This window comes from Bacillus sp. FSL L8-0199 (genome assembly GCF_038005705.1).
In the GTDB taxonomy this organism is placed as follows: Bacteria; Bacillota; Bacilli; order Bacillales; family Bacillaceae_G; genus Bacillus_A; species Bacillus_A cereus.
Window position 1 is genome coordinate 2,191,412 of the sequence record NZ_JBBOTS010000001.1, and the last position, 23,014, is coordinate 2,214,425.

Genomic DNA, 23,014 nt, shown 5'->3' on the forward strand with positions numbered 1-23,014 from the left:
TACAAAGTCAGGGTGTAAACCGAATTGGAGTTTATTTACTAAAGAGAGAGGAGGGGAGATGGATCAAGAAACGAATACTTTTCTTACTACATATTATTCTTATCATGACAAGGTGTAATTCATTAAACGAGGAAAAACGTCAAAAGATAATTATGAAAGCAGATGAAAGCCCTCTGAAAAATATTTTCCAGAGGGCTTTCATCTTAGTATGCTTCTAAAAACTCAGTAACTTGCTCTTCAGTTTTTGCATTAGCACTATGTAAGTGGCCTAGCTTCTCACCGTTTTGGTATACAAGTAAACTTGGAATACCCATTACTTGATACTCTTCAGCGATACTTGGAAACTCATCTTTATTAATAGAATACCATTCAAATTTATTGAACTCTTCCATTACATCTCCGATAAAGTTGTCCATACGTACGCAATCTGGGCACCATGTAGTAAAGAACTTAACAACTACTGGCTCCTCGCTTGCGATGATGTCTTTGAATTCTTGTTCTGTTTTAATTTCTTTCATAAGTAAAACTCCTTTCAATATCACACGAATTTATATGCAAAATTCGTATTTGCAAACATGTTGCAAACTTATTATTTGTTTTTTAGTTTTGTAGTTCGTTCACACTTATAAAATTGTATGTAACATGACTGCGCTACTAAGTGTGAAAATAACGGAACCTCACTTTTCTTTATAAGCTTTTTCCAGGATTGTGTCAAACTTTTGAATTTTATACAGAAATTAAAGAAGCCCAAACTTTGATTAAGTATGGGCAGAGTGACTAAAATTAATCGCTTATTAATTTCGAATAAATATTTAAATCGATAAGCTTTTCAGCTAATTTTTCGCTCTTTCTCAGAGTACCTTCAAAAGTAAAGTTTAATTTTTCTAATACTTTTATGGAATTTACATTTGCAGGTTCAACTTTTACAAAAATTGAATCAGGTTAGAAATTATATGGTTGTAATGGGAATTGAGGGATATGAATAAAAAAATTGTATCCCGCATTAACGGGCAGTAAGACCCCCACTGATTAAAGTTTCACTTTATTAGGGATTTGCCTTAAACATTTATTACAGTCAAGAATATTTATAATAATATGAACTAAAAAAGGTCCAATTTTTGTAATGTTGGAGGGGAGTATTGTGGACATAACTCAAAGCGTGGCAAGAATAGTGGTTAATGGGAAAGACCTTTCTTTCACTTCAGTTCAAACCTCTGCATGGAATCATGGACCTGTAAATGATTTAATCGTTACGACGAATCAGAGAGTGAATGAGCTTTATCAATTCATGTGGTCACAAGTACCGGTTACGATGTCGGTATATTTTCTTCAAGGGGCGGATTTACTTAGATTCGTTAGGGTTGCTGGAATTGATGAGCGTGTAAACGGAGAATATGTATATCATTTCATTTGGTAATAAGAAGAATTAAAAGTAGTCTAGCAGCTACTTTTTTATTTTATCATTTGAATATAAGCGAGCGAACTAGCATTATAGTACCAATGAAATAAAGAATCATAATATAATGTGTAACAAATTATACGGAAGTGAGTTGAAAATTATGTTTTATTCATATATTAATTCTGAAGCTGGCATGCGACCAGCGTATGGTACGTCTATAACGTATAGTGGAGCACAAAGTACAGTTCAAGCTATTCAACAAGCATTGCAAATGCAACAACAAATGCAGCAGCAAGGAGTACAACCATATTACTCATCCGTAGAGTATTTTTATCCAGTACATCATGTTACACCGTACGGAAGTTCTTTTCTTACTATTCCATATGGAACTATATACAACTTATAACTAGTAAGGAATGAAGTGGTTTATATAAATAAGGGTGCAGATTAATAGCGCCCTTATGAATAAGAAAAATAGCTAGTCCAAACCTTATAAATCAATCTTACATAATATGTAGTAATAAGTTTGAAAGGGGAATTAGTATGTCTTGTTATTACTACTGTAAGTATTGTAAGGAGTATAAAAAGAAGCATCATGATTGTTGTAAGAACATTAGTAAGTGTCATGATAATAAGGACAATCTTGTTAGAGCATCGGCATTTAGAGCTAGAAATACTGTGAATCAAAATGTTCCTGCTAATACTTTTGTGAAAGTGTTATTTCAAAATGAACAATTTGATTTAGCGAATGAGTATAATCCAGCAACATCTATTTTTACGCCGAAGACTAAAGGAGTATATTCTATTATTGGAACGATTGGTTTCTTTCCAAATGATCCAACTTTAAATTATAGAGCGCGTGTAGAAATTCGTGTGAATGGAAACGCAGCGATAGCTATAGATAATGACTTTTTTGGTCCAATAAGTTTTGGAAATGTCGTAAGTGTTTCGACGATTGTTCAATTGAATGCAGGGGATGAAGTTGAGATTTATGCACAAAGTAGTATAGATGGGGTTTTAAGTCCTTTAGAAGATGGGGCACATTTTGAAGCAGCAAGATTTCCTTCTCCAATTAAATAAAACAGATCATCAAATGTTTTTTAGTAGGTTTAGTTAATCCCCTTACCAAATGGTGGGGGATTATTATTGTTTTTCTAAAATATATAAGTAAACAGGTTAAGTATAGTTTAATTTGTAAGGGTTTCAATCTTCTTCAGATAATAAACAGAATAATAAGTAACATGCTTGTGAAAACTCATTGTTAGTAAGTTTACTAGTTTTCTTATAGAACAAGAAAGACGGAATACATAAAAGATCGTATCGTTACGTTTTTTCTTTACTATATAGAAATTATATATTGAACATAGATTTGTGTAGGGAATCCTAATACACTGAAAAGAATAACATAAAGGCGATTACACTATATAAAAACAAAATCAATCCTAAGATGAGTAGTATTGGATGCAACTTGAACATATTTGACCTCCTTGAGTATATAAAGAATTTTAATATATTGTTGGTCAATTTAGAAGGGGGACGGTTGCATAAAAAAAGAGCATACATAAAAAGTATGCTCCAAAGAAAGATAGGTTTTATGAGTGGATAATCTCCATACGATAATATATGTTCTATTAATAAAAACGTGTAAAAAATCAATGAATTATCAATGGAATATCATAAAATGAGTAATTTTAATTTAGGAATGCAGTTATTTTCTTTCTCAGTTATCTTTAGGTAACAAAGTTGTGAAAATCGTGCATTATGCGGACTAACAACGGGATAACGATCGTACTTCAGTTACATATTTCTTAAAGTCTGGATATTGCGTGATAGTTTGACATTTAGGGGTGCATAGTTGATTAATTATAGACACATTTGTAATTACTTCGTTACAAGGACCGAAAAATGTAACTTTTAGTTTTGAATTTGGTGGGATTTTAAACACGATAGGTTTTTTTTCCATGAAATCAGCTCCTAATATTGAGTGTTATAATTTAAAGGATATAGAGTCGTATTAGTATAATATGAAATTTCAGTTGATTTGCTTATAATAAAGAATTTTATAGTAGTAAAAGTGATTAAAGATGTAAAGGGGAAATTGAGAATGCGAAATAAAATGTTTAATTAATATAATCAATAAATACGAAAATGAATAATATAATTAATGCATTTTTTAGTTTGTTACATATTATGTTAGTAAGAATGGTATAAGGAGGTAGTATAAAGTAGTGGAAGAAAATGTACAAGCTCAGCTTTCGCCACCGTGGATCACATATTTTAATGAATTAAAAAATTCAATAGGTGCTGATCCAACTGTTACAGTTGGGCCACTTATTCCTGTTGGTGGTAATTATATTATTTTAGTGCATGCGTTAAGCAACGAAAAAGCGAGGGCATTAGCAACGCTTTTAAAATCTTTTGTACAATTTGGGAATGTAAGTGTGACAGTTATTGTAACGAATAATGAGAATGAAATTGTAAATCCATTTCCTTGTCCACTAGATGCATTTGAAATAGCTCATTTATTTCAAGTAGCACTAGAAAATAATCCTTATTTTGAACAAGTTGTGGTACAGCCTCAGTTCCCTGGCGGACCGAATGTTGTCTTTCCGGTTTTCGCTGCGGAAGTCATTCAGTTTTTCAATGACGACATTTCTAACTTATGTCAAACGTTTACAGGTGTTGCTGGCAATGTATTTCGTGATGTAATGAATGATGAGATTTGTAGTATACCAATTCTATTTTCCACAAGTTGTGTTATGAGTAGTGAAAATCAAGAATTGCAAAATACAGATTTAGCACCAAAGTTGTTTTATTAAACTGTAAAAAGGCATTTTCATTAATAGAAAATGTCTTTTTTATGCACCAATAGTGTTCAGGTTGGAAAATTGTGATTTAAAAGGAGTAAACTTCAATTAATTAAAATTTTTCTAAATCTCAAATTTCATGTAGAGGTAGTAATTTTGACTTAAGAATATATAGAAAATGAGGGATGAAATTTTTTAGTTGAAAGGAAATTGATACTGAAAGTTATAACTTAATAATATAGGGATTTTTTCTAATATATGTAAAAATGATTGATAGGACGAGATTACATAATAAATGAATAGTAGGGTGTATTTCGAATATTTTATGTGGCAAACATGTTAAAACTAATAGAAATATTTCTGAAAGAGAATATATTTTGAAAAACGGTAAAGATTCTTTTTACTTATATTATAGATAGCTAGTTTTAGAGAGCTGAGGCTTACAATAAAACTAGCTATGAATAGGACATTCAAAAGGAGCTGGAATGTATGGGGTATATTGTAGACATTTCAAAATGGAATGGAACTATCAATTGGGATATTGCAGCATCACAGCTAGATTTAGTGATTGCTAGAGTTCAAGATGGCTCTAATACGGTGGATTTTATGTATCAAAATTATGTTAGTGAAATGAAAAAGCATAGTATCCCATTCGGTAATTATGCTTTTTGCCGTTTTATATCTATTGCTGATGCAAAGAAAGAGGCACAAGATTTTTGGAATCGTGGTGATCAATCTGCTAAGTTTTGGGTAGCGGACGTAGAAGTTCAAACGATGGTAGATATGCAAGGCGGGACACAGGCATTTATTGATGAATTACGCCGTTTAGGTGCGGAAAAAGTAGGATTATATGTAGGGCATCACACGTATCTATCATTTGGAGCACGTAATATTGAAGCTGATTTCGTATGGATCCCTCGTTATGGAGGGAATAAGCCAGCATATCCATGCGATATGTGGCAATATACGGATTCAGGGAATGTTCCTGGGATTGGGAAATGTGATCTGAATCGATTAGTAGGAAATAAGTCACTTTCTTGGTTTATAAATTCGAACAAAGCAAATCAATCTAACATAGTGTATACACAGCAAACGAATGGCATTGGTATTGCAGTTTCGAAATATCCTGATGGATATGGAATAAATTTATATGAAAACCCCATGAATCCCCAATTTACAGGTACACTCACTCAGAAAATTCCATATTTAATCTTAGCAGGTTATTGGGGAGGCGGTGAGCAAGATATGATTTGTTTAGGGAACGATAAGCAGTGGGTATATTTAAAACATTTTAATGTGAAATGGTTTTATGCAACTTCAAAATATCCTGTCGGTTACGGAGTAAATTATTATGAAGAGCCTGAATGTATGAATTATAAAGGAAACATAGATGGATCGACATCTTTTCGAGTGTGGGGTAGAGTGGGAAATGCGGTAGATATCGGGCAGAATAGTTGGATACCTGAAAAACATGTAATTATTAAGCAACTATAGAAGCTATATTTTTTTGAGAATTATATAAAGAGTCTTCTTACTATGCATAGTAAGAAGACTCTTTATATTTAAAAATGAAAATACATGATACATAGTCAACTCATATGAAATGAATTACATGTAGAAAACACACTGTTTTCACAATGACTGTGTATAGTTAATTTGCATAATGATAAAAGTGAGGTATTTGAATTGAAAAAGAAGAAAATATTTATTGGAACAATTATTTCATGCATGATGCTAGCATTATCTGCATGTGGTTCCTCAGACAACGTAGTAACATCAAAAGTAGGAAATGTTACAGAGAAAGAATTAAGTAAAGAATTACGACAACAATATGGAGAAAGTACTTTATATCAAATGATGTTAAGTAAGGCATTGCTAGATAAATATAAAGTTTCAGATGAGGAAGCAAAAAAGAAAGTAGAAGAAGCAAAAGATAAAATGGGTGAAAACTTTAAAGCGACTTTAGAACAACTTGGGTTGAAAAATGAAGATGAATTAAAAGAAAAAATGAAGCCAGAAATTGCATTTGAGAAAGCGATTAAAGCAACAGTTACAGATAAAGATGTGAAAGATAACTATAAACCAGAAATGAAAGTAAGTCACATTTTAGTGAAAGATGAAAAAACGGCTAAAGAAATAAAGGAGAAAGTAAATAATGGTGAAGATTTTGCTGCCTTAGCAAAACAGTATTCAGAAGATACTGGTTCAAAGGAACAGGGCGGGGAAATATCTGGTTTTGCCCCTGGGCAAACAGTGAAAGAATTTGAGGAAGCTGCGTATAAATTAGATGCAGGCCAAGTAAGTGAGCCGGTTAAAACAACTTACGGTTACCATATTATTAAAGTGACGGATAAAAAAGAATTGAAGCCATTTGATGAAGTAAAGGATAAAATACGTAAAGATATAGAACAACAAAGACTACAAGATACGACAGGTAAATGGAAACAACAAGTAGTCAATGATTTATTGAAAGATGCTGATATTAAAGTGAATAATAAAGAATTTAAAGATACATTTAAATTTCTAGAAAAGAAATAATGACTGTAATCATAATTAGAAAAGGGAACTCATATAGAGTTCCCTTTTCTAATTAGTGTGTGAGTTATAAATAGATAGTAAGACAATACAATATTACATTTAAATATTAAGAATTACAATGGAAAATTATGGATTATAATTATTTCAACGAAAGTGAATATTCTACGGTTTTCATTATGCAAGTTTATTACATATATTTACTCTTTAATAATGGATATCGAACATAATTTAAAAAATAATACATATAATGTTTTTGAATAAATATTTAACATGGATAATTAGTAAAAAGCTGAGCATTCGATTGGAAAGGATGTTCTTTTTCATATGAAAATTTTAGGATAAAGAATGAATCGTTTTAAACGCGTCATTTACCACATCAATAAATTAAGGTGGTGGAGAATATATGAAAGTAATCTTTCAAGGAGAGGGCGGCGCGAAAATTTTTGAGTCATATGATGAAAATGTAAGTGATTTATTAGCTATATTAAAAGAAACGAAAGGGATTAAAATCGGGATGGTTGAGTATAAAGTGTTAAAGTACGAACTTAATTATTTTCGTCATCCGAAAAAAGCGGATACAGAGAGAGAGTTATATATAATAGTACAACCTAAGTATATGTAATAAAATATAATAATAAAAATCATTGATTCAGTTTTGTAAAGTTCCATAGAGTATGTAAGAAAAGAGAGTGTTGTAAATGCTCTCTTTTCTTATGCTTTGTGAGTTCGTTCATCATAGTATATGTTTTCAGTTATAGATGGTTAATAAACGATAAAAATTTAAAACCTTTTCGTTTAGGCAGGGATTTTATATTTGAGTAAATAAATATACTATGAAGTATTTTTTATACGAATACTGGAGGAGTATAAAATGAGTTTAGCAAGTTACATAGGCTGTAATGTAGAAATTCCGTTAACGGATCCGGATTCTAATAATCTAATTGTTTTTGGACCGTGTTTTTCAGATGAAAGTATGCTTGAAATTGTAAAAGATTATCAATTCTAAACAAATTACACATATGAGGTTTCAACTAGTTGGGGAATTGAACTTGTCGAGTGGCAAAATGTAAAGGAAAAAAAGAAGCGAAAGAAAAACTTTTAACTTTATGCAAGATTATGGAAGGTTATTTGGAAGATGGAGACTATTTCGAATTATTTAGTTGTTGGGTTGGTGATGAAGATAAGGAACGAGTAGGGGAATTGAACTTAAAAATAAATCATTTTAATATAGATGAATTATGTATTCCAGAAAGAACATTAGTTAGGATAGAAAAATAAGCTTTGAAATATTTTTTAGAAAAGGGCGATTTCACTTTGGGTGAAGTCGCCTTTTAGTTGTTATATGCATGTTATATAAGAAATGAGAAGTTTATTTGATAAAGGAAAAAAGTATGGAGATAAATAAAATTATGTTTTTTGTTAAGAAATAATAAGTATGGCTCTTCTCAAAAGAACGTAAGTTCGTGTATAATAAGAACGAATGTTCTTTTGAGAGGTAACCTAATTATAGTTTAGAAGTAAATCCGAGTTTAGTAAGTATTAAAAATAACTAAGGGATAGTATGGCTAAATAAATGTATAAATGATCAAGGAGATAAAAAATGAACGATGTAAAGATACAAAAAGAAGAAAGAGAGTGGGTTCTGTTTACAGTAATGTCCGAACAACTTTTAAATATGAGAAAGATTATTGGAGAGAAATTAAAAGTACAAAAACCGCTTTTAACAAATGAAGCAAAAGAGAGAATTTCTGATAAATTATTAACGTCATTATTGTCTGAGAAAGAAATATTGGTAACATATTTTGAAGATGGTTACATACTAACAAGCTACATGACTGTTGTACATATCAATCCGGTAAAACAAATTGTAATTTGTACAGACGCCTTTTATAAAACTTACGTATTTAACGCTATGGATATTATTGAAATAACGTAAAAGAAGCTGAATATTAAATGGCAGCTTCTTTTATTTCTGGTTTATGAGACAAATAATACAAGAAAAAGCAGCTAGCTTCGTGCTAGCTGCTGAGCCCCAGGGAAAGGGAGAAAAAGATAGGGTACTCCAAAATCAACAAGAGCTGTCAAACAGCCTGATTATAGTATAGACAAATTAAAATTTTCTATACAGAAAGTTGAACATAAGATTAGGCTGTACCCACTTGGTTTTGATCTGCAAGGTCAGAATCAAATGTATTGGTCGCGCTAACACCGCTAAAAGTATTAACAACAAAACCAACGTTTGATGCGCCGGAACCATTATAAGCTTTCGTATTTTCTTTCGGAGATACGTTGTAGAAATCACCTAAGTTAAATGATCCATTGCTATTTTGTACAACTAAATTTCCTACAACTGATGGCATAATTTTCACCTGCTTTATAATAAGTTGTTAACATTACTATATGGAGTTATAGTCCAGATGGTTCATACAATAAAAATTGTGGAATAGTAAAACGTTTGGAGCATGGATTTCAATAAAAGTGTGTTAAAATTAATATAATAAAGTTGAGTAATTTTTTAAAAAAATTTGTATAATTGATATATATGAAAATAAAGGAGGCAAAATGTAATGAAAGATATTATGAAAAAAGTTGATTTAACAGATGCCAAATCAAGTAATCTTGTTGCACTAATTTATAGTAATGAAGTTATATTAGTTGAAGACGCATTTTGTCCAAATGAAATAAAATTAAAGTTTAATGAAATTGCAATTTTATCTGCAATTAAAACAGCCCATATTGCGAAAGTGTCTATTAGGAAAGAACTTGAAGCGCTTTTTCATGATACGGGTGTTATATTAGTGAAACAAAATGTTGATTATGGTAGTAGCCAATCTATTACCATGCATTTTGAGCAATTTAAAAAATTGCAAGATGAGATTGAACATTTAAATAAAACTATATAATAAAGCAGCTAAATAAAGGTTCTATCATAAAGATGGAATGTGTTGTGTTGAAAAAGTGGTTTAAAAATTATTTGGGTGAATCGCATTGTAAACATAAATATATTTTTATTAAGATGCAGGATAATGAGGATTTTAAAAAAGGTATATTAGGTGTAGTTTATATTTACCAGTGTGAGAAATGTGGAAAAGAGAAGCTGAAATGTAAAAACAATAATGAAATAAACAATGAATTTTTAGATATATAGCAAAAAGTAACCATGATGGTTACTTTTTTTGCTTATGTATGCAATATCAAAACCATTACTAAAGTATGAGTTGAGTTGATACTATAGTAAATCGCTGAATAAAAATGAAGAGAGTAAGATATAGGGAAGGAGGATGAGAGAAATGAAGCGAAAAGAAATTAGTAAATCTGTAATTATTACAGGTGTGACACAAGGGTTAGGACGTGCGATGGTTGATCGATTTCATGAATTAGGGTGGAACATATATGGTTGTGGACGTTCAAAAGATAAAATTGAAGAACTAAAAAAACAGTACAGTAAAATACATGATTTCCAAGTAATTGATGTTTCAGATTCTCAGCAAGTTAACAATTGGGCAAATTATATACTTAATAGACATACGGCTCCCAATCTGATAATAAATAATGCATCGATTGTAAATCAAAATGCACAACTTTGGAAAATTACGGCTCAAGAATTCGAAAGTGTAATGAATGTAAACGTGAATGGTGTAGTAAATGTAATAAGAGCGTTTGTTCCCGCAATGGTATCTAGGAAAGAAGGAATTATCATTAATATGAGTTCTAGTTGGGGGAGAGAAGGTGAAGCTGAGCTTGCGCCATATTGTGCCTCGAAATTTGCAATTGAAGGTATCACTAAATCTATGGCCCTGGAATTACCCCATGGCATGGCTGTAGTTGCTTTAGATCCTGGAGGGAGTATTAGTACTCCAATGCTGAAGTCATGTGCGCCACAATATATAAATGAATCGCCTACACCTGAAACTTGGTCACATAAAGCGATTGAATATATATTGAATATAACAATAGATAAAAATGGAGATTCATTGACATGCCCAGCATGCGTATAAAAAGCACCTTTAAGGTGCTTTTTATATTAGTAGCACATTATATCATTCACAAAATTACATCTGAAAAATAAAATAAAAGATTAAGGGTGAGATTTGTTTGTTTTGAAAGCTTTAGAAAATATTTGAATAGGTGATAAAAATGAATCCAAGCAGTTTAAAAGTGACAGGGGCATGGTTTCAAGTAGGGGGGAATCTTACAGCTGCTATTGGAACGACAAGAGGATTTATTGGAGAAGAGAAAGTTGAATCGGAACTTGTTATTGTAGGAAGCTCATTACAAGCCCTCGGGTATATATTACAAATCATTGCGAGCAATTATGATGATGGGGAAGAAAAAAGAGAGAATCAAAGTAAATTACTTGATCAAATAGGAATTGAGTTATTAGCATTAGGAAATATATCAAATGTAATAGGAATATATTTTAATATAAATGAACAATTGAAAGAGAATGATTATCTTATCATTACAGGGAACAGTTTACAATCGATTGGTGCTTTTTTAGGAGTAGAAGCAGCTTTGGTGGATATAAATGTATTACAGAAAATTATTATACTGGGTAACTCCATGCAAAGTTTAGGAGCTGGATTACAAGCGTATCAAGGTGTTTTAAATGTATTGAAAGATGAGAAAGAAAATAAAGATAGTATTTTTGATAAGAAGGATGAGAGAATCATTGCACTCATTGGTATTTGGATACAAGCGATAGGAACGTTAATTTCCGCAATTGGAATAACTGCAATAGAGGAAGAAAATAGGCTAGAAAACAATGAAAAGTCTGAAATACTTATATAAATAGAAGGGGATACATTGATTTTAGAGGCAGGTTAAGATTAAAATGGTAGTAGGTTTTTTTGCGTATATTTTGAAAAGTGATATATAAAATATAAAATAAGGAGTTTTCAAGGGATGATGTATTTATTAGCAATTTTTCTTCCACCTGTTGCTGTATTATTTTGTGGAAAACCAATTCAGGCAATCATAAATTTCATATTAACATTAATATTTTGGGTTCCAGGAGTTATACACGCAATTCTTGTAGTGCATGATAAAAAAGCTGATCGGCGTTTGAAAAAACAAATTCAAGCATATGATGAAATTAATAAGAGAAATCGAAGATAATTCATCTGCCAAATGTTTTTAAAAGAAAGGAGGATTAACCTCCTTTCTTTTTTAGTGGGTGTTAAGTTTAAATTTTTGTGTGGCGGAAAGAATTTTTAATGTAAGTATTATGATAATAACTTTTAGATTGTGCATGTAATAGGCCAGTATAAATGCTTTCTGGTACATTAAAGAAATCATACATACCATGCTTTAATTGGATTCGCAAAATCATAGAAAAAGGATTATAACCAACAGCAACTATATTTTTTGAGGTAACCGGAGATAGCTTCATTATTATGCAACTCCTTATTTTTCATTTTTAATAATTCTTTGTAGGAAACGGTATTGTGGTGTTGAAATCTTTATAATTAAAGAGGTATTATACCAATATTAAATATATTAAATATTGGTTATACGTAATTATAAGTAAGTTCACACGAAGTTCATATCGATATGCTATTTTTATTTCACCTTTGATTTATTAATAAGAAAATATTGACCATTTGAAAAAAAGGTATATTATTTATACGAGGTAATAAAAATTCACTTCTTTCATTATTATGCTAAAAGGGGCAGCATTATTAGAAAATTAGAAGTGAAAATAGTATGTATAAGAGCCATTCTAAAATTTGTAATCTGTGAATTGGGAAAATATTGAATGCTCCAGGTCAATACACTTTCTTGCCTAAACGTATTTACGAAAGTGACCTCAATATTTTTAATTAAATCAACGGGAGAATTGAAAGGCAGGAGAAAGTAACATGTCAGAAAATTATCGTTCTCGCGAGGAGCGACGACAAGTTAAAAAGAAAAAACAACCAGCTTCTAAAACACAAAAACCAAAAGGTAAAACATCATTTTTCCGCAAGTTTTTAATTACTTGTTTATTACTTGGTATTGTAGGTTTAGTGGCGGGGGTTGCTACCTTTTTCGTAATGATTAAGGACGCACCAAAACTGGAAAAAGCAAAACTTGTTAATCCGTTATCCTCAAAAATTTATGATAAAAACGGGGATTTGGTATATGAATATGGAAAAGAAAAAAGGACGAATGTTACGTATGATCAAATACCTAAATTAGTAGAAAATGCATTTTTAGCGACAGAAGATTCACGTTTTTATGAGCATAGCGGAGTAGACTTTAAAGGTACTGCCCGTGCTGTTTTAGTGAGTCTTAAAGGAGATTATGGCTCTCAAGGTGGAAGTACGATAACGCAGCAAGTTATTAAAAACTACTTCTTATCTATGGATAAAACACCAAAGCGTAAGGCGCAAGAAATATATTTAGCTTATAAGCTAGAACAACAGTATTCAAAACATGAAATATTAGAGATGTACTTAAATAAAATTAACTTAGGTAATCGTTCATATGGTATCGCAACAGCAGCACAAAACTACTATGGTAAAGAATTGAAGGACTTAACATTACCAGAAGTTGCGATGCTTGCAGGTTTACCGAAAGCACCGAATAACTATGATCCAACGAAAAAAGAAAATGTTCAAAAAGCAACAGAAAGAAGAAATGTTGTTCTAAACTTAATGAATCGACATGGATATATAACAAAACAGGAAATGGAAGAAGCGATAAAAGTTGACGTAGAAAAGGGACTCAAGCCTGCAGCTCAACTACAAACAATGCCATACCCTGCATTTATGGATGCAGTTGTGAAAGAAGTAGAAAAAGAATTACCAGATGCTAATATCGGTTCTGACGGTTTAGAAATTTATACAACGTTAGATCCGAAAGCACAGAAACTTGCTGATAATATTTTAAATAATAATATCATTGATTATCCGAACGATAAATTCCAAGGTGCATTCACATTTATGGATACGAAAACAGGAGAAGTTCGTGCTATAGGTAGTGGCCGTGGAGAAAATAAAGCTGTATTTAAAGGGCATAATATGGCAATTGAATTAGATCGTGCAGCTGGTTCAACGATGAAGCCGATTTTCGACTACGCTCCTGCAATTGAATATTTAAAATGGGCTACGTACCATCAAATTGATGACTCTCCATTTAAGTATTCAACGGGACAAGAAGTACGAAATGCAGATAGAAGTCATATGGGTCCAATTACAATGCGTGAAGCATTAAAAATGTCGCGTAATATTCCTGCAATTAAAACTGCAAAAGAAGTAGGGATTAGTAAATCGAAAGAATTCTCTGAGAAACTAGGTATTACATTTAATACAGCACCGACAGAATCGACAGCGATTGGTACAAATGAAGTATCGCCAACTGAAATAGCGGGTGCTTATGCGGCATTTGGTAATGAAGGTAAATATACGAAACCGCATTTTGTTAAGAAAGTCGTTTATCCAGACGGTAAGTCACAAAGTTTTGGACAAAAACCAAAACAAGTTATGACAGATTCTACCGCATACATGATTACTGATATGCTTCGTTCTGTAGTTACATCAGGTACTGGTACATCGGCAAATGTAGGCTCTTTAGATGTAGCTGGTAAAACGGGTACGACAAACTATTCATCAAAGCAATTAGCTCAATATAAAATTCCAGAAAGTGCAACTCGTGATAGTTGGTTCGCTGGATATACACCGCAATATACGATGGCAGTATGGACTGGGTATATGAAAGATGGTAAAGACGAGTATATTAGTAGTAAAAATACGAAAATTGCACAGTTGATCTTTAAAGAAATGATGAGCGAAATGGCTACAGATAAATCACGCTTTAAAATGCCAAGTAGCGTTATTCAAGAAGGTAGTGAGCTACGTATAAAAGGTGAAAAACGTGATTCATCGCCAAATACTAGCGTACCGGATACAACGGAGCAACCAAAACAAGATCAACAGCAAAAAACTGAAGAAGAGAAAAAGCAAGAAGAATTAAAGAAACAAGAAGAACTGAAAAAACAAGAAGAACAAAAGAAACAAGAGGAACTTAAGAAGCAAGAAGAACAAAAGAAACAAGAAGAGCAAAAGAAACAAGAAGAACAAAATAATGGAAATGGCCAAGGAACGACACCTCCAGTAAATAATGGAGGAGGCCAAGGAAATACGACACCTCCAGCAAATAATGGAGGAGGTCAAGGAAATACGACACCTCCAGCAAATAATGGAGGAGGTCAAGGAAATACGACACCTCCAGCAAATAACGGAGGAGGTCAAGGAAATACGACACCTCCAGCAAATAATGGAGGAGGTCAAGGAAATACAACTCCACCAGCGACCACACAACCAGAGACTGGCGGTAATGCAGGAGAGGCCCCTGCTAATAATGGGCAATAAGAAAAATTTATAAAAAATATTAAAAAGCACTTAAGATTTGTGAAAATTACAATCTTAAGTGCTTTTTTCATTTAAATGTAGTAGCTATGAAATGATGTGTTTTAAATGTTAAACGTACCATAAAAATTTTGAAAATAAATTGATGGGAAATGATAAAAGACTTGAGCTTGAGGTAGTGGAGCGTAGCTAGGATGATAAAAGGTAGTGCTACTTGGATGGGCACCATGATGCCAAAATGAAGGGGTAACTTGACCGGGAATTTGATATTGCTGCCAAGTTGCGGGAAGTTCAATTCCTACATCGGAGCTAGCTGTATGAACTGCAGGAACATGTATCCCAGGAGTCGAAGGAACTACGGCAGTTACTCTTAATAATACCCACATAAAATATTCACTCCTAAGTTGTGTTAATAAATTAGTATATTCTTTTCACACGTATAAAGGTACATATATAGGACTTTCGTTTAAAACATGCGTACAAAGTCTTAAGACTAATGTAAGCTGATGGTGGACTATTTAATATGAAAAGATACGTCTATTTGCGGAGGGAAAAGAGATAAAAAAAATATACAATGAGGGTGTTAATCGTAATATTTTACGAGTGTATGGAGGTATTTTTATGGAACGATTATGGACGAAATCATTTATTCAAATGACTTTCGCAATGTTATTTTTATTTACAGGATTTTATTTACTTGTTCCAACGCTCCCGCTCTTTATTAAAGAGATAGGTGGCAATGAATCGCAAGTTGGACTTATGATGGGGATGTTTACAATAGCTGCTGTTGTAATACGACCGATTATTGGAGGAATGTTAGATCAATATGGTAGAAGATCCTTTATTATTTTCGGACTCATCTTTTTTGGCTTAACGATGTACTCCTATAATATAGCATCGACTATTGTCCTTTTAGCTGTTTTACGTGTTATTCACGGAGTAACATGGGCTGTTTCTACAACAGCTGTTGGAACAGCAATAACGGATATTATTCCAGATTCACGCCGCGGTGAAGGTATGGGTTGGTACGGGATGGCGATGACAATTGCAATGGCGATCGGACCTATGATTGGATTATGGGTTGTGCAAAATTATTCATTTGATGGTCTATTTTTATTAGCGACGTTGTTATCTTTTATGGCAGTCGTATTATCATTAATAACGAAGATGCCATTTACGCCACAAAAAGAAAAAGGGAAGATGCAGCTATTTGAGAAATCCATATTAACAATCACGATTGTAGTATTCTTTTTATCGTTTGCATATGGAGGAATAACAACCTTTTTACCGTTATTTGCATCATCAATTCATGTGAATCCGGGAACTTTCTTTCTTGTATATGCAATTGCATTAACAATTGTAAGACCAATTTCAGGGAAACTATTAGATAAGTATGGAGAAGTATTCATTATACTTCCAGCATTATGTATTACTATTTTAGCTATAGTTGTTTTAACTATTTCAAATGGTTTGATAGGTGTAATTATCGCAGCAACATTATACGGTATTGGATTTGGTTCAGCACAGCCAGCTTTGCAAGCGGCAATGCTTACAATTGTCGATCCGAGTAAAAGAGGAGTTGCAAATGCTTCATTTTTTACAGCGTTTGATTTAGGAATCGGGTTAGGTGCTATTTTACTTGGAGTTGTTTCACAAATGTTTGGTTATCGTATTTTATTTTCAGGGAGTGCAATTTCAGCATTGATAGCCTTAATTATTTTCGTCTTTTTTGTAAAACAACGATTAGGAAAAAAAGAGTTTGCGTAAACTGGAGGAATAAAGATGAGAATTTCAATTGATCGTAAGGCTCTGCAATGGTTCCAGGAAGAATTACGTATAAAGCACGGTGAATCTGTACGTTTTACTGTAAGGTACGGAGGGAATAGTTCAATTCAGCCCGGATATTCTTTAGGGGTTGTTGCTGAGAAACCCGATGGCGAAATAGTGTCAGTTGAGAAGGAAGGTATTATATTTTTTGTAGATTCTGATGATCTTTGGTATTTTCAAAACTATGATTTATTTGTAAGTTATCATGAGGAAATGGAAGAAATTCAATTTAATTATGTAAAATAATAACTTTATTAAAAATGAATAAGTTTTATATAAAAATTATATTTAAGAGATATTGAAATAAATATCATATAGTAACGAGCTGTATTTATGTACAGCTCGTTTTTTCTATTTCTCAAATAAAATTAGAATAATTGTATATTTGGCGGTGTTATATGAAAAATCTTTATATCTTGTTTTTAAAAATACGCAAAGAAGTCTATCCTTTCTTTATAAAATATAAGAATTATTTTCAAAAAATTGTATTGTTACAGTAAGAAAAGTGTAGGAAACTTATCATTATAAAATAAATTGAAATCTTCTAAAAACTCTGATACATTGAAATAGAAATGTAGTTTCACAATATTGTAAAGGCTTACAGTTATGTGCACGAAGATCTATTAGGATTGGAGGAAATAATGATGAAAGCTGAAGAAAAATTTTCCCCGGGATTAGATGGTATAGTGGCAGCGGAGACGAAAATCTCGTTTCTTGACACAGTAAAAGGTGAAATTGTAATTCAAGGGTATGACTTAATCGAACTCTCAAAAACAAAAGAGTATTTAGACATTGTGCACCTTTTATTGGAGGAACATCTACCGAATGAAGATGAAAAAGCAACACTTGAAAAGAAATTAAAAGAAGAATATGCAGTACCAGAAGGTGTATTCAACGTACTAAAGGCATTGCCTAAAGAGACGCATCCCATGGATGGATTACGTACAGGTGTGTCAGCGTTAGCTGGTTACGATAATGATATCGAAAACCGCTCGTTAGAAGTGAATAAAAGCCGAGGGTATAAGCTGTTAAGTAAAGTGCCAAACATTGTAGCAAATAGCTATCATATTTTAAATAATGAGGAGCCAATTGAACCTCTTAAAGAATTATCTTATAGTGCGAATTTCTTCTATATGTTAACTGGTAAAAAACCAACTGAACTTGAGGAAAAGATCTTTGATCGTTCCCTTGTTTTATATAGTGAGCATGAAATGCCAAACTCTACATTTACAGCTCGCGTTATTGCATCAACACAATCAGATTTATACGGTGCTCTAACAGGTGCAGTTGCATCTTTAAAAGGAAGTTTACATGGCGGTGCAAATGAAGCGGTTATGTACATGCTTTTAGAAGCTGGTAATGTTGAGAAATTTGAAGAGTTATTACAGAAGAAACTATATAACAAAGAAAAAATTATGGGCTTTGGACACCGTGTTTATATGAAGAAGATGGATCCAAGAGCACTTATGATGAAGGAAGCTTTAAAACAGTTATGTGATGTAAAAGGTGATTATACACTATATGAAATGTGTGAAGCTGGAGAAAAGATTATGGAAAAAGAAAAAGGAATTTATCCAAATCTTGATTATTATGCAGCTCCAGTATATTGGATGCTAGGTATTCCAATTCAACTTTACACACCAATCTTCTTTAGCTCTAGAACAGTGGGGTTATGTGCGCACGTTATTGAGCAACATGCAAATAATCGTTTGTTCCGTCCACGTGTAAATTATATTGGCGAGCGACATGTACTTAGTAAATAAGAACAACTGGGGAGTTGTTAGCGCCGCCCGCCAGATGGGTGTTTGACCGACACCCATCATTAATAATAACGAATTTTCGACAGAAAGGGAAGAATAGCATGATTAAAACAAATGAAATTAAGCAAAAAGATGCATTATTAGAAGAGATTACCGATTATGTATTAAATAAAGAGGTTACTAGTGCAGAAGCATTCAGTACAGCTCGTTACGTATTACTTGATACACTTGGATGTGGAATTTTAGCACTGCAATATCCAGAATGTACGAAATTACTAGGACCAGTTGTGCCAGGAACAATCGTGCCAAATGGTACACGTGTACCAGGTACGTCTTATGTACTAGATCCAGTAAAAGGTGCATTTAATATCGGATGTATGATCCGTTGGTTAGACTATAACGATACTTGGCTTGCAGCAGAGTGGGGACATCCATCTGATAACCTAGGCGGAATTTTAGCAGTTGCAGATTATATTAGCCGTGTTCGTATTTCAGAAGGAAAAGAAGCTTTAAAAGTACGTGAAGTATTAGAAATGATGATTAAAGCACATGAAATTCAAGGCGTGCTTGCTTTAGAAAACAGCTTAAACAGAGTTGGTCTTGACCATGTATTATATGTAAAAGTAGCAACAACTGCAGTAGTTGCGAAAATGCTTGGCGGAACACGTGAAGAAATCTTTAATGCATTATCACATGCGTGGATTGATAATTCTAGTCTTCGTACATATCGTCATGCTCCAAATACGGGCTCACGTAAATCATGGGCTGCAGGTGACGCAACGAGCCGCGGTGTTCATCTTGCAATGACTGCTCTAAAAGGTGAAATGGGTTATTCAACAGCATTATCTGCGCCAGGATGGGGATTCCAAGATGTATTATTCAATAAACAAGAATTAAAATTAGCAAGACCACTAGAGTCATATGTAATGGAAAATGTATTATTTAAAGTGTCATATCCAGCAGAATTCCATGCACAAACGGCTGCAGAATGTGCAGTGAAGTTGCATCCGGAAATTAAAGAGAGATTAGATGAAATTGACCGTATTACAATTACAACTCATGAATCAGCAATTCGTATTATTGATAAAGAAGGTCCATTAAATAACCCAGCTGATCGTGATCATTGCTTACAATACATTACGGCAATTGGTTTATTAAAAGGAGATATCGTTGCAGACGATTATGAAGATGCAGTAGCAAACGATCCACGTGTAGATGAATTACGTAATAAGATGGTTGTTGTTGAAAACAAACAGTACAGTTTAGATTACCTTGACCCGAACAAGCGCTCAATCGCCAACGCTGTTCAAGTTCACTTTAAAGATGGCACAGTAACAGAAAATGTGGAATGTGAATATCCACTTGGTCACCGCTTCCGTAGAGACGAAGCAATTCCAAAAGTTGTTCAAAAATTCACTGCAAATATGGCAGGTCATTATTCTAGTAAGCAACAAGAACAAATTCATGAAGTTTGTTTAAATGAAGAAAAACTAGAAAATATGAATGTAAACGAATTTGTAGATCTATTCTTAATTTAATAATAGGGGGAATTTAGAATGGCTTGGGTTGTGAAAAAGCAGTCAACACAAGAGGAGCTTGCGAATCGATTCCGAGCTTTAGTAGAAGCAAATGAAATTTTGCAAATTCCAGGTGCTCATGATGCAATGGCGGCTTTAGTTGCAAAAAATACAGGTTTTTCAGCTCTTTATTTATCAGGAGCTGCTTATACTGCAAGTAAAGGCTTACCAGATTTAGGTATCGTGACGTCTACTGAAGTGGCTGAGAGAGCAAGAGATTTAGTAAGAGCTACAGACTTACCTGTTCTTGTTGACATTGATACAGGATTTGGTGGTGTACTAAATGTGGCGAGAACAGCTGTAGAAATGATGGAAGCGAAAGTAGCAGCTGTCCAAATTGAAGATCAGCAATTACCAAAAAAATGTGGACATTTAAATGGTAAGAAACTTGTTACTACAGAAGAATTGGTTCAAAAAATTAAAGCGATTAAAGAAGTTGCACCGAGCTTATACATTGTGGCACGTACTGATGCTCGCGGCGTTGAAGGATTAGATGAAGCAATTGAAAGAGCAAATGCATATGTAAAAGCAGGTGCAGACGCAATTTTCCCTGAAGCGCTTCAATCAGAGGAAGAATTCCGTCTATTTAATAGTAAGATAAATGCACCTTTGCTTGCGAATATGACTGAATTCGGAAAAACTCCATATTATAGTGCAGAGGAATTTGCGAATATGGGCTTCCAAATGGTTATTTATCCTGTAACTTCACTTCGCGTTGCAGCGAAAGCGTATGAAAATGTGTTTGCTTTAATTAAAGAAACAGGTTCTCAAAAAGATGCACTTTCTAGTATGCAAACGAGAAGTGAATTATACGAAACAATTTCATATCATGACTTTGAAGAGTTAGATACTGGTATTGCAAAAACAGTATTATCAGAAGATCAATAGATAAAGCAGCGAAGGCGATGAAAATACATCTTTGGCAAAATAAAATGCTTGATGTGAAAAATCATCGCCTTCTATTTTCAAAAAAGATATTCCACTCATCGTAGACGAGCATAAGCAAAAAGCTATGAAAGCCGAATGATAGGGGGATACATATGGAGAAAACGAAGTTACCATGGGATGAATTTTTTTCACTCAAAAAAGATATAAATCATACTTACTTTACACCAGAAGATTTTTCAGGTGATGAAGATTTAATCGCAAAAACGACAGAACAATTTGTTAAACAAGAAATTGTTCCACAAATGGAGAATATTGAACAACATAACTATAAAGTTTCTCGTCAATTATTTGAGAAAGCTGGGGAACTTGGATTATTAGGCATTGAGGTACCAGAAGATTATGGCGGGTTCGAGTTAGGAAAGGCTGTCTCAGGTCTTGTAGCAGAGAAAATGGGTTACGCTGGTGCGTTTAGCGTTTCTTTTAATATACACGCTGGTGTCGGTACATTGCCTTACATATATTATGGAACGAAAGAGCAAAAAGAAAAATATTTACCGAAAATCGCATCGGGAGAATGGATTGGGGCTTATGCTTTAACGGAGCCAAATGCTGGTTCGGATGCATTAAGCGCAAAAACAAGCGCCGTATTAAATGAAGAGGGAACAGCTTGGAAGTTAAATGGTGAGAAGCAATGGATTACAAATGCTCATATGGCAGATGTATACGTTGTTTTTGCGAAGACAAATAAAGGAATGACAGCGTTTATTGTCGAAAGAACATGTGAAGGTGTATCTATTGGATTAGAAGAAAAGAAAATGGGGATTAAAGGTTCTTCAACAGCGACTCTTATTTTAGAAGATGTTGTCATCCCTGCTGAAAATGTTTTAGGGGAAGTTGGGAAAGGGCATCACGTAGCTCTTAATATTCTTAACTTTGCTAGACTTAAACTTGCTTTTGGAAATATTGGAACAGCAAAACAAGCAATTGGTTTGTCGGTTCAATATGGAAAAGAGCGAAAACAGTTCCAAACGGAATTAGTAGACTTTACGATGATTCAAGAGAAGATTGCAAATATGATCATTGCTACATATGGAGCCGAAAGTGCAGCTTATCGTACAGCAGGTGTAATTGATGAAGCAATTCATGAGAGCGATGAGGATCTTATGAAGAAAATGTCCCAATTTGCAATTGAATGTGCACTGAATAAAGTAAATGCTTCTGAAACACTTGCTTATATCGTAGATGAAGCTGTACAAATTCATGGTGGTTACGGTTATATGCAAGAATATAAGGTAGAACGATTATATCGTGATGCTAGAATTAGTCGTATTTTTGAAGGAACGAACGAAATTAATAGATTAACAGTTGCTAAAATGTTAATGAAGCAAATCGAACAATTAGAAGATACTGAAGTAGAAAGTGATGTAGCAAATGTCGAAAGAAACCATCGTTACATTTTATTAGCGAAAAAATTGTTGAAACAATCTTTGAAAACGCTCTCTAAAACTCCGGGTCTAAAAATTGACCAAGAACAAGAATATTCACGTGTAATTTCAAATATGTTGACGGACGTGTACGTCATGGAATCAGCGTTTTTACGTACGAGAAAAGCGGTAAGTAAAAATGGTGAGGAAAAAGAACGTACGAAGCAATTAATAACGGATGTTATTTGTGAAGAAGGATACCGTAAAGTAGAAGAAGCGGCGATTTCTGTACTTTCAGCAGCTGTCACAGAAGAACAAGATAGACATGTGATTTTAGCTGAAATCCGTCAATTATTAGTGCCTGTATACACGAACGTATTTACGAAGAAGAGAGAAATTGCGAAAGCTATTATAAATCGTGGGAAATATATTGTGTAAATAGG

General features: G+C 33.2%; 25 protein-coding genes and 2 pseudogenes. 21 read left to right on the plus strand and 6 right to left on the minus strand.

Annotation, left to right across the window (positions count from 1 at the left end):
* Nucleotides 1-203 precede the first annotated feature (203 nt).
* Together NST86_RS11435 and NST86_RS11440 are read right to left on the minus strand one after the other, a co-directional pair.
* Nucleotides 204-518 (minus strand): thioredoxin family protein, encoded by a 315-nt coding sequence (locus NST86_RS11435; RefSeq protein ID WP_000658787.1) that lies wholly within the window; start codon nucleotides 516-518, stop codon nucleotides 204-206.
* A 265-nt stretch (nucleotides 519-783) separates the two neighbouring features.
* Nucleotides 784-933, minus strand: a pseudogene (locus tag NST86_RS11440) (GNAT family N-acetyltransferase); the annotation flags it as partial.
* 208 nt (nucleotides 934-1,141) lie between these two features.
* Here NST86_RS11440 and NST86_RS11445 point away from each other — a divergent pair.
* The 3 genes from NST86_RS11445 to NST86_RS11455 all read left to right on the plus strand — a co-directional run bounded on the left by NST86_RS11445 (nucleotide 1,142) and on the right by NST86_RS11455 (nucleotide 2,479).
* Nucleotides 1,142-1,417: a hypothetical protein gene (locus NST86_RS11445; RefSeq protein WP_000355691.1), complete on the plus strand. Its 276-nt coding sequence runs from the start codon at nucleotides 1,142-1,144 to the stop codon at nucleotides 1,415-1,417.
* A gap of 142 nt (nucleotides 1,418-1,559) precedes the next feature.
* Nucleotides 1,560-1,805, plus strand: coding sequence for a DUF3947 family protein (locus tag NST86_RS11450; protein ID WP_000500112.1), 246 nt, complete (start codon nucleotides 1,560-1,562; stop codon nucleotides 1,803-1,805).
* Nucleotides 1,806-1,942: 137 nt separating this feature from the next.
* Nucleotides 1,943-2,479 (plus strand): complement C1q domain-containing protein, encoded by a 537-nt coding sequence (locus tag NST86_RS11455; RefSeq protein ID WP_227593366.1) that lies wholly within the window; start codon nucleotides 1,943-1,945, stop codon nucleotides 2,477-2,479.
* A 688-nt stretch (nucleotides 2,480-3,167) separates the two neighbouring features.
* Here NST86_RS11455 and NST86_RS11460 read toward each other — a convergent pair.
* Complete coding sequence (locus NST86_RS11460) at nucleotides 3,168-3,362, minus strand: hypothetical protein (protein ID WP_000412557.1); 195 nt, start codon at nucleotides 3,360-3,362, stop codon at nucleotides 3,168-3,170.
* 265 nt (nucleotides 3,363-3,627) lie between these two features.
* On the opposite strand from NST86_RS11460, the gene NST86_RS11465 reads away from it, so the two are divergent.
* The 6 genes and pseudogenes from NST86_RS11465 to NST86_RS11490 all read left to right on the plus strand — a co-directional run bounded on the left by NST86_RS11465 (nucleotide 3,628) and on the right by NST86_RS11490 (nucleotide 8,680).
* Nucleotides 3,628-4,218 (plus strand): hypothetical protein, encoded by a 591-nt coding sequence (locus NST86_RS11465; RefSeq protein WP_193533212.1) that lies wholly within the window; start codon nucleotides 3,628-3,630, stop codon nucleotides 4,216-4,218.
* A gap of 477 nt (nucleotides 4,219-4,695) precedes the next feature.
* A complete protein-coding gene (locus NST86_RS11470) occupies nucleotides 4,696-5,700 on the plus strand; it encodes a glycoside hydrolase family 25 protein (protein ID WP_016117754.1) in 1,005 nt (334 codons plus the stop codon).
* A 192-nt stretch (nucleotides 5,701-5,892) separates the two neighbouring features.
* Nucleotides 5,893-6,744 (plus strand): peptidylprolyl isomerase PrsA, encoded by an 852-nt coding sequence (locus NST86_RS11475; RefSeq protein WP_061663299.1) that lies wholly within the window; start codon nucleotides 5,893-5,895, stop codon nucleotides 6,742-6,744.
* A 403-nt stretch (nucleotides 6,745-7,147) separates the two neighbouring features.
* The gene (locus NST86_RS11480) at nucleotides 7,148-7,366 is read left to right on the plus strand and encodes a hypothetical protein (RefSeq protein WP_340933737.1); all 219 of its coding nucleotides are present in this window, start codon (nucleotides 7,148-7,150) and stop codon (nucleotides 7,364-7,366) included.
* 249 nt (nucleotides 7,367-7,615) lie between these two features.
* A pseudogene (locus tag NST86_RS11485) lies at nucleotides 7,616-8,022 on the plus strand (hypothetical protein).
* Nucleotides 8,023-8,344: 322 nt separating this feature from the next.
* Nucleotides 8,345-8,680 (plus strand): YolD-like family protein, encoded by a 336-nt coding sequence (locus NST86_RS11490; RefSeq protein ID WP_016117757.1) that lies wholly within the window; start codon nucleotides 8,345-8,347, stop codon nucleotides 8,678-8,680.
* A 208-nt stretch (nucleotides 8,681-8,888) separates the two neighbouring features.
* Here NST86_RS11490 and gerPF read toward each other — a convergent pair whose 3' ends face one another.
* Nucleotides 8,889-9,104, minus strand: coding sequence for a spore germination protein GerPF (gene gerPF, locus NST86_RS11495; protein ID WP_001141569.1), 216 nt, complete (start codon nucleotides 9,102-9,104; stop codon nucleotides 8,889-8,891).
* A gap of 207 nt (nucleotides 9,105-9,311) precedes the next feature.
* Here gerPF and NST86_RS11500 point away from each other — a divergent pair, with 207 nt between their 5' ends.
* The 5 genes from NST86_RS11500 (at nucleotide 9,312) to NST86_RS11520 (ending at nucleotide 11,862) form a co-directional block, all read left to right on the plus strand.
* Complete coding sequence (locus NST86_RS11500; RefSeq protein WP_016117758.1) at nucleotides 9,312-9,647, plus strand: hypothetical protein; 336 nt, start codon at nucleotides 9,312-9,314, stop codon at nucleotides 9,645-9,647.
* 44 nt (nucleotides 9,648-9,691) lie between these two features.
* Nucleotides 9,692-9,892 carry a hypothetical protein gene (locus NST86_RS11505; RefSeq protein WP_000915140.1) on the plus strand — a complete coding sequence of 67 codons (201 nt, stop codon included), beginning with the start codon at nucleotides 9,692-9,694 and terminating at the stop codon, nucleotides 9,890-9,892.
* A 142-nt stretch (nucleotides 9,893-10,034) separates the two neighbouring features.
* On the plus strand, nucleotides 10,035-10,742 hold the full coding sequence (locus NST86_RS11510; protein ID WP_016117759.1) for an SDR family oxidoreductase: 708 nt from the start codon (nucleotides 10,035-10,037) through the stop codon (nucleotides 10,740-10,742).
* Nucleotides 10,743-10,881: 139 nt separating this feature from the next.
* Entirely contained in the window at nucleotides 10,882-11,535 is a 654-nt protein-coding gene (locus NST86_RS11515; protein WP_001070041.1) for a DUF6944 family repetitive protein, read from the plus strand.
* Between the two features lie 114 nt (nucleotides 11,536-11,649).
* Nucleotides 11,650-11,862 carry a YqaE/Pmp3 family membrane protein gene (locus tag NST86_RS11520; protein WP_000990219.1) on the plus strand — a complete coding sequence of 71 codons (213 nt, stop codon included), beginning with the start codon at nucleotides 11,650-11,652 and terminating at the stop codon, nucleotides 11,860-11,862.
* Nucleotides 11,863-11,929: 67 nt separating this feature from the next.
* Here the strand turns inward: NST86_RS11520 and NST86_RS11525 are convergent, their stop codons facing one another.
* Nucleotides 11,930-12,136, minus strand: a complete 207-nt coding sequence (locus tag NST86_RS11525) for a KTSC domain-containing protein (protein ID WP_000777843.1) — start codon at nucleotides 12,134-12,136, stop codon at nucleotides 11,930-11,932.
* A 469-nt stretch (nucleotides 12,137-12,605) separates the two neighbouring features.
* Between NST86_RS11525 and NST86_RS11530 the strand changes: the two genes are divergently transcribed.
* Nucleotides 12,606-15,098, plus strand: a complete 2,493-nt coding sequence (locus NST86_RS11530; RefSeq protein ID WP_001293945.1) for a PBP1A family penicillin-binding protein — start codon at nucleotides 12,606-12,608, stop codon at nucleotides 15,096-15,098.
* Between the two features lie 101 nt (nucleotides 15,099-15,199).
* Here the strand turns inward: NST86_RS11530 and NST86_RS11535 are convergent, their stop codons facing one another.
* The gene (locus NST86_RS11535) at nucleotides 15,200-15,481 is read right to left on the minus strand and encodes a hypothetical protein (protein ID WP_000270087.1); all 282 of its coding nucleotides are present in this window, start codon (nucleotides 15,479-15,481) and stop codon (nucleotides 15,200-15,202) included.
* 235 nt (nucleotides 15,482-15,716) lie between these two features.
* Here NST86_RS11535 and NST86_RS11540 point away from each other — a divergent pair, with 235 nt between their 5' ends.
* The 6 genes from NST86_RS11540 (at nucleotide 15,717) to NST86_RS11565 (ending at nucleotide 23,009) form a co-directional block, all read left to right on the plus strand.
* Nucleotides 15,717-16,862: an MFS transporter gene (locus tag NST86_RS11540; RefSeq protein WP_016117762.1), complete on the plus strand. Its 1,146-nt coding sequence runs from the start codon at nucleotides 15,717-15,719 to the stop codon at nucleotides 16,860-16,862.
* A 15-nt stretch (nucleotides 16,863-16,877) separates the two neighbouring features.
* Nucleotides 16,878-17,168: a HesB/YadR/YfhF family protein gene (locus NST86_RS11545; protein WP_016117763.1), complete on the plus strand. Its 291-nt coding sequence runs from the start codon at nucleotides 16,878-16,880 to the stop codon at nucleotides 17,166-17,168.
* A 395-nt stretch (nucleotides 17,169-17,563) separates the two neighbouring features.
* Complete coding sequence (gene mmgD, locus NST86_RS11550) at nucleotides 17,564-18,685, plus strand: citrate synthase (protein WP_001987369.1); 1,122 nt, start codon at nucleotides 17,564-17,566, stop codon at nucleotides 18,683-18,685.
* A gap of 98 nt (nucleotides 18,686-18,783) precedes the next feature.
* A complete protein-coding gene (gene prpD, locus NST86_RS11555; protein WP_201145344.1) occupies nucleotides 18,784-20,220 on the plus strand; it encodes a 2-methylcitrate dehydratase in 1,437 nt (478 codons plus the stop codon).
* Between the two features lie 18 nt (nucleotides 20,221-20,238).
* Nucleotides 20,239-21,147, plus strand: coding sequence for a methylisocitrate lyase (prpB, locus tag NST86_RS11560; RefSeq protein WP_227593470.1), 909 nt, complete (start codon nucleotides 20,239-20,241; stop codon nucleotides 21,145-21,147).
* A 152-nt stretch (nucleotides 21,148-21,299) separates the two neighbouring features.
* Complete coding sequence (locus NST86_RS11565) at nucleotides 21,300-23,009, plus strand: acyl-CoA dehydrogenase family protein (RefSeq protein WP_227593469.1); 1,710 nt, start codon at nucleotides 21,300-21,302, stop codon at nucleotides 23,007-23,009.
* Nucleotides 23,010-23,014: the final 5 nt, after the last annotated feature.

What these genes read in the sequence shown, in the direction of transcription:
- NST86_RS11435 (WP_000658787.1), bottom strand. Translation starts at nt 518, where the DNA reads ATGAAAGAAATTAAAACAGAACAAGAATTCAAAGACATCATCGCAAGC.
- NST86_RS11450 (WP_000500112.1), top strand. Translation starts at nt 1,560, where the DNA reads ATGTTTTATTCATATATTAATTCTGAAGCTGGCATGCGACCAGCGTAT.
- NST86_RS11455 (WP_227593366.1), top strand. Translation starts at nt 1,943, where the DNA reads ATGTCTTGTTATTACTACTGTAAGTATTGTAAGGAGTATAAAAAGAAG.
- NST86_RS11460 (WP_000412557.1), bottom strand. Translation starts at nt 3,362, where the DNA reads ATGGAAAAAAAACCTATCGTGTTTAAAATCCCACCAAATTCAAAACTA.
- NST86_RS11470 (WP_016117754.1), top strand. Translation starts at nt 4,696, where the DNA reads ATGGGGTATATTGTAGACATTTCAAAATGGAATGGAACTATCAATTGG.
- NST86_RS11480 (WP_340933737.1), top strand. Translation starts at nt 7,148, where the DNA reads ATGAAAGTAATCTTTCAAGGAGAGGGCGGCGCGAAAATTTTTGAGTCA.
- NST86_RS11490 (WP_016117757.1), top strand. Translation starts at nt 8,345, where the DNA reads ATGAACGATGTAAAGATACAAAAAGAAGAAAGAGAGTGGGTTCTGTTT.
- gerPF (WP_001141569.1), bottom strand. Translation starts at nt 9,104, where the DNA reads ATGCCATCAGTTGTAGGAAATTTAGTTGTACAAAATAGCAATGGATCA.
- NST86_RS11500 (WP_016117758.1), top strand. Translation starts at nt 9,312, where the DNA reads ATGAAAGATATTATGAAAAAAGTTGATTTAACAGATGCCAAATCAAGT.
- NST86_RS11510 (WP_016117759.1), top strand. Translation starts at nt 10,035, where the DNA reads ATGAAGCGAAAAGAAATTAGTAAATCTGTAATTATTACAGGTGTGACA.
- NST86_RS11515 (WP_001070041.1), top strand. Translation starts at nt 10,882, where the DNA reads ATGAATCCAAGCAGTTTAAAAGTGACAGGGGCATGGTTTCAAGTAGGG.
- NST86_RS11520 (WP_000990219.1), top strand. Translation starts at nt 11,650, where the DNA reads ATGATGTATTTATTAGCAATTTTTCTTCCACCTGTTGCTGTATTATTT.
- NST86_RS11525 (WP_000777843.1), bottom strand. Translation starts at nt 12,136, where the DNA reads ATGAAGCTATCTCCGGTTACCTCAAAAAATATAGTTGCTGTTGGTTAT.
- NST86_RS11530 (WP_001293945.1), top strand. Translation starts at nt 12,606, where the DNA reads ATGTCAGAAAATTATCGTTCTCGCGAGGAGCGACGACAAGTTAAAAAG.
- NST86_RS11535 (WP_000270087.1), bottom strand. Translation starts at nt 15,481, where the DNA reads ATGTGGGTATTATTAAGAGTAACTGCCGTAGTTCCTTCGACTCCTGGG.
- NST86_RS11540 (WP_016117762.1), top strand. Translation starts at nt 15,717, where the DNA reads ATGGAACGATTATGGACGAAATCATTTATTCAAATGACTTTCGCAATG.
- NST86_RS11545 (WP_016117763.1), top strand. Translation starts at nt 16,878, where the DNA reads ATGAGAATTTCAATTGATCGTAAGGCTCTGCAATGGTTCCAGGAAGAA.
- mmgD (WP_001987369.1), top strand. Translation starts at nt 17,564, where the DNA reads ATGATGAAAGCTGAAGAAAAATTTTCCCCGGGATTAGATGGTATAGTG.
- prpD (WP_201145344.1), top strand. Translation starts at nt 18,784, where the DNA reads ATGATTAAAACAAATGAAATTAAGCAAAAAGATGCATTATTAGAAGAG.
- prpB (WP_227593470.1), top strand. Translation starts at nt 20,239, where the DNA reads ATGGCTTGGGTTGTGAAAAAGCAGTCAACACAAGAGGAGCTTGCGAAT.
- NST86_RS11565 (WP_227593469.1), top strand. Translation starts at nt 21,300, where the DNA reads ATGGAGAAAACGAAGTTACCATGGGATGAATTTTTTTCACTCAAAAAA.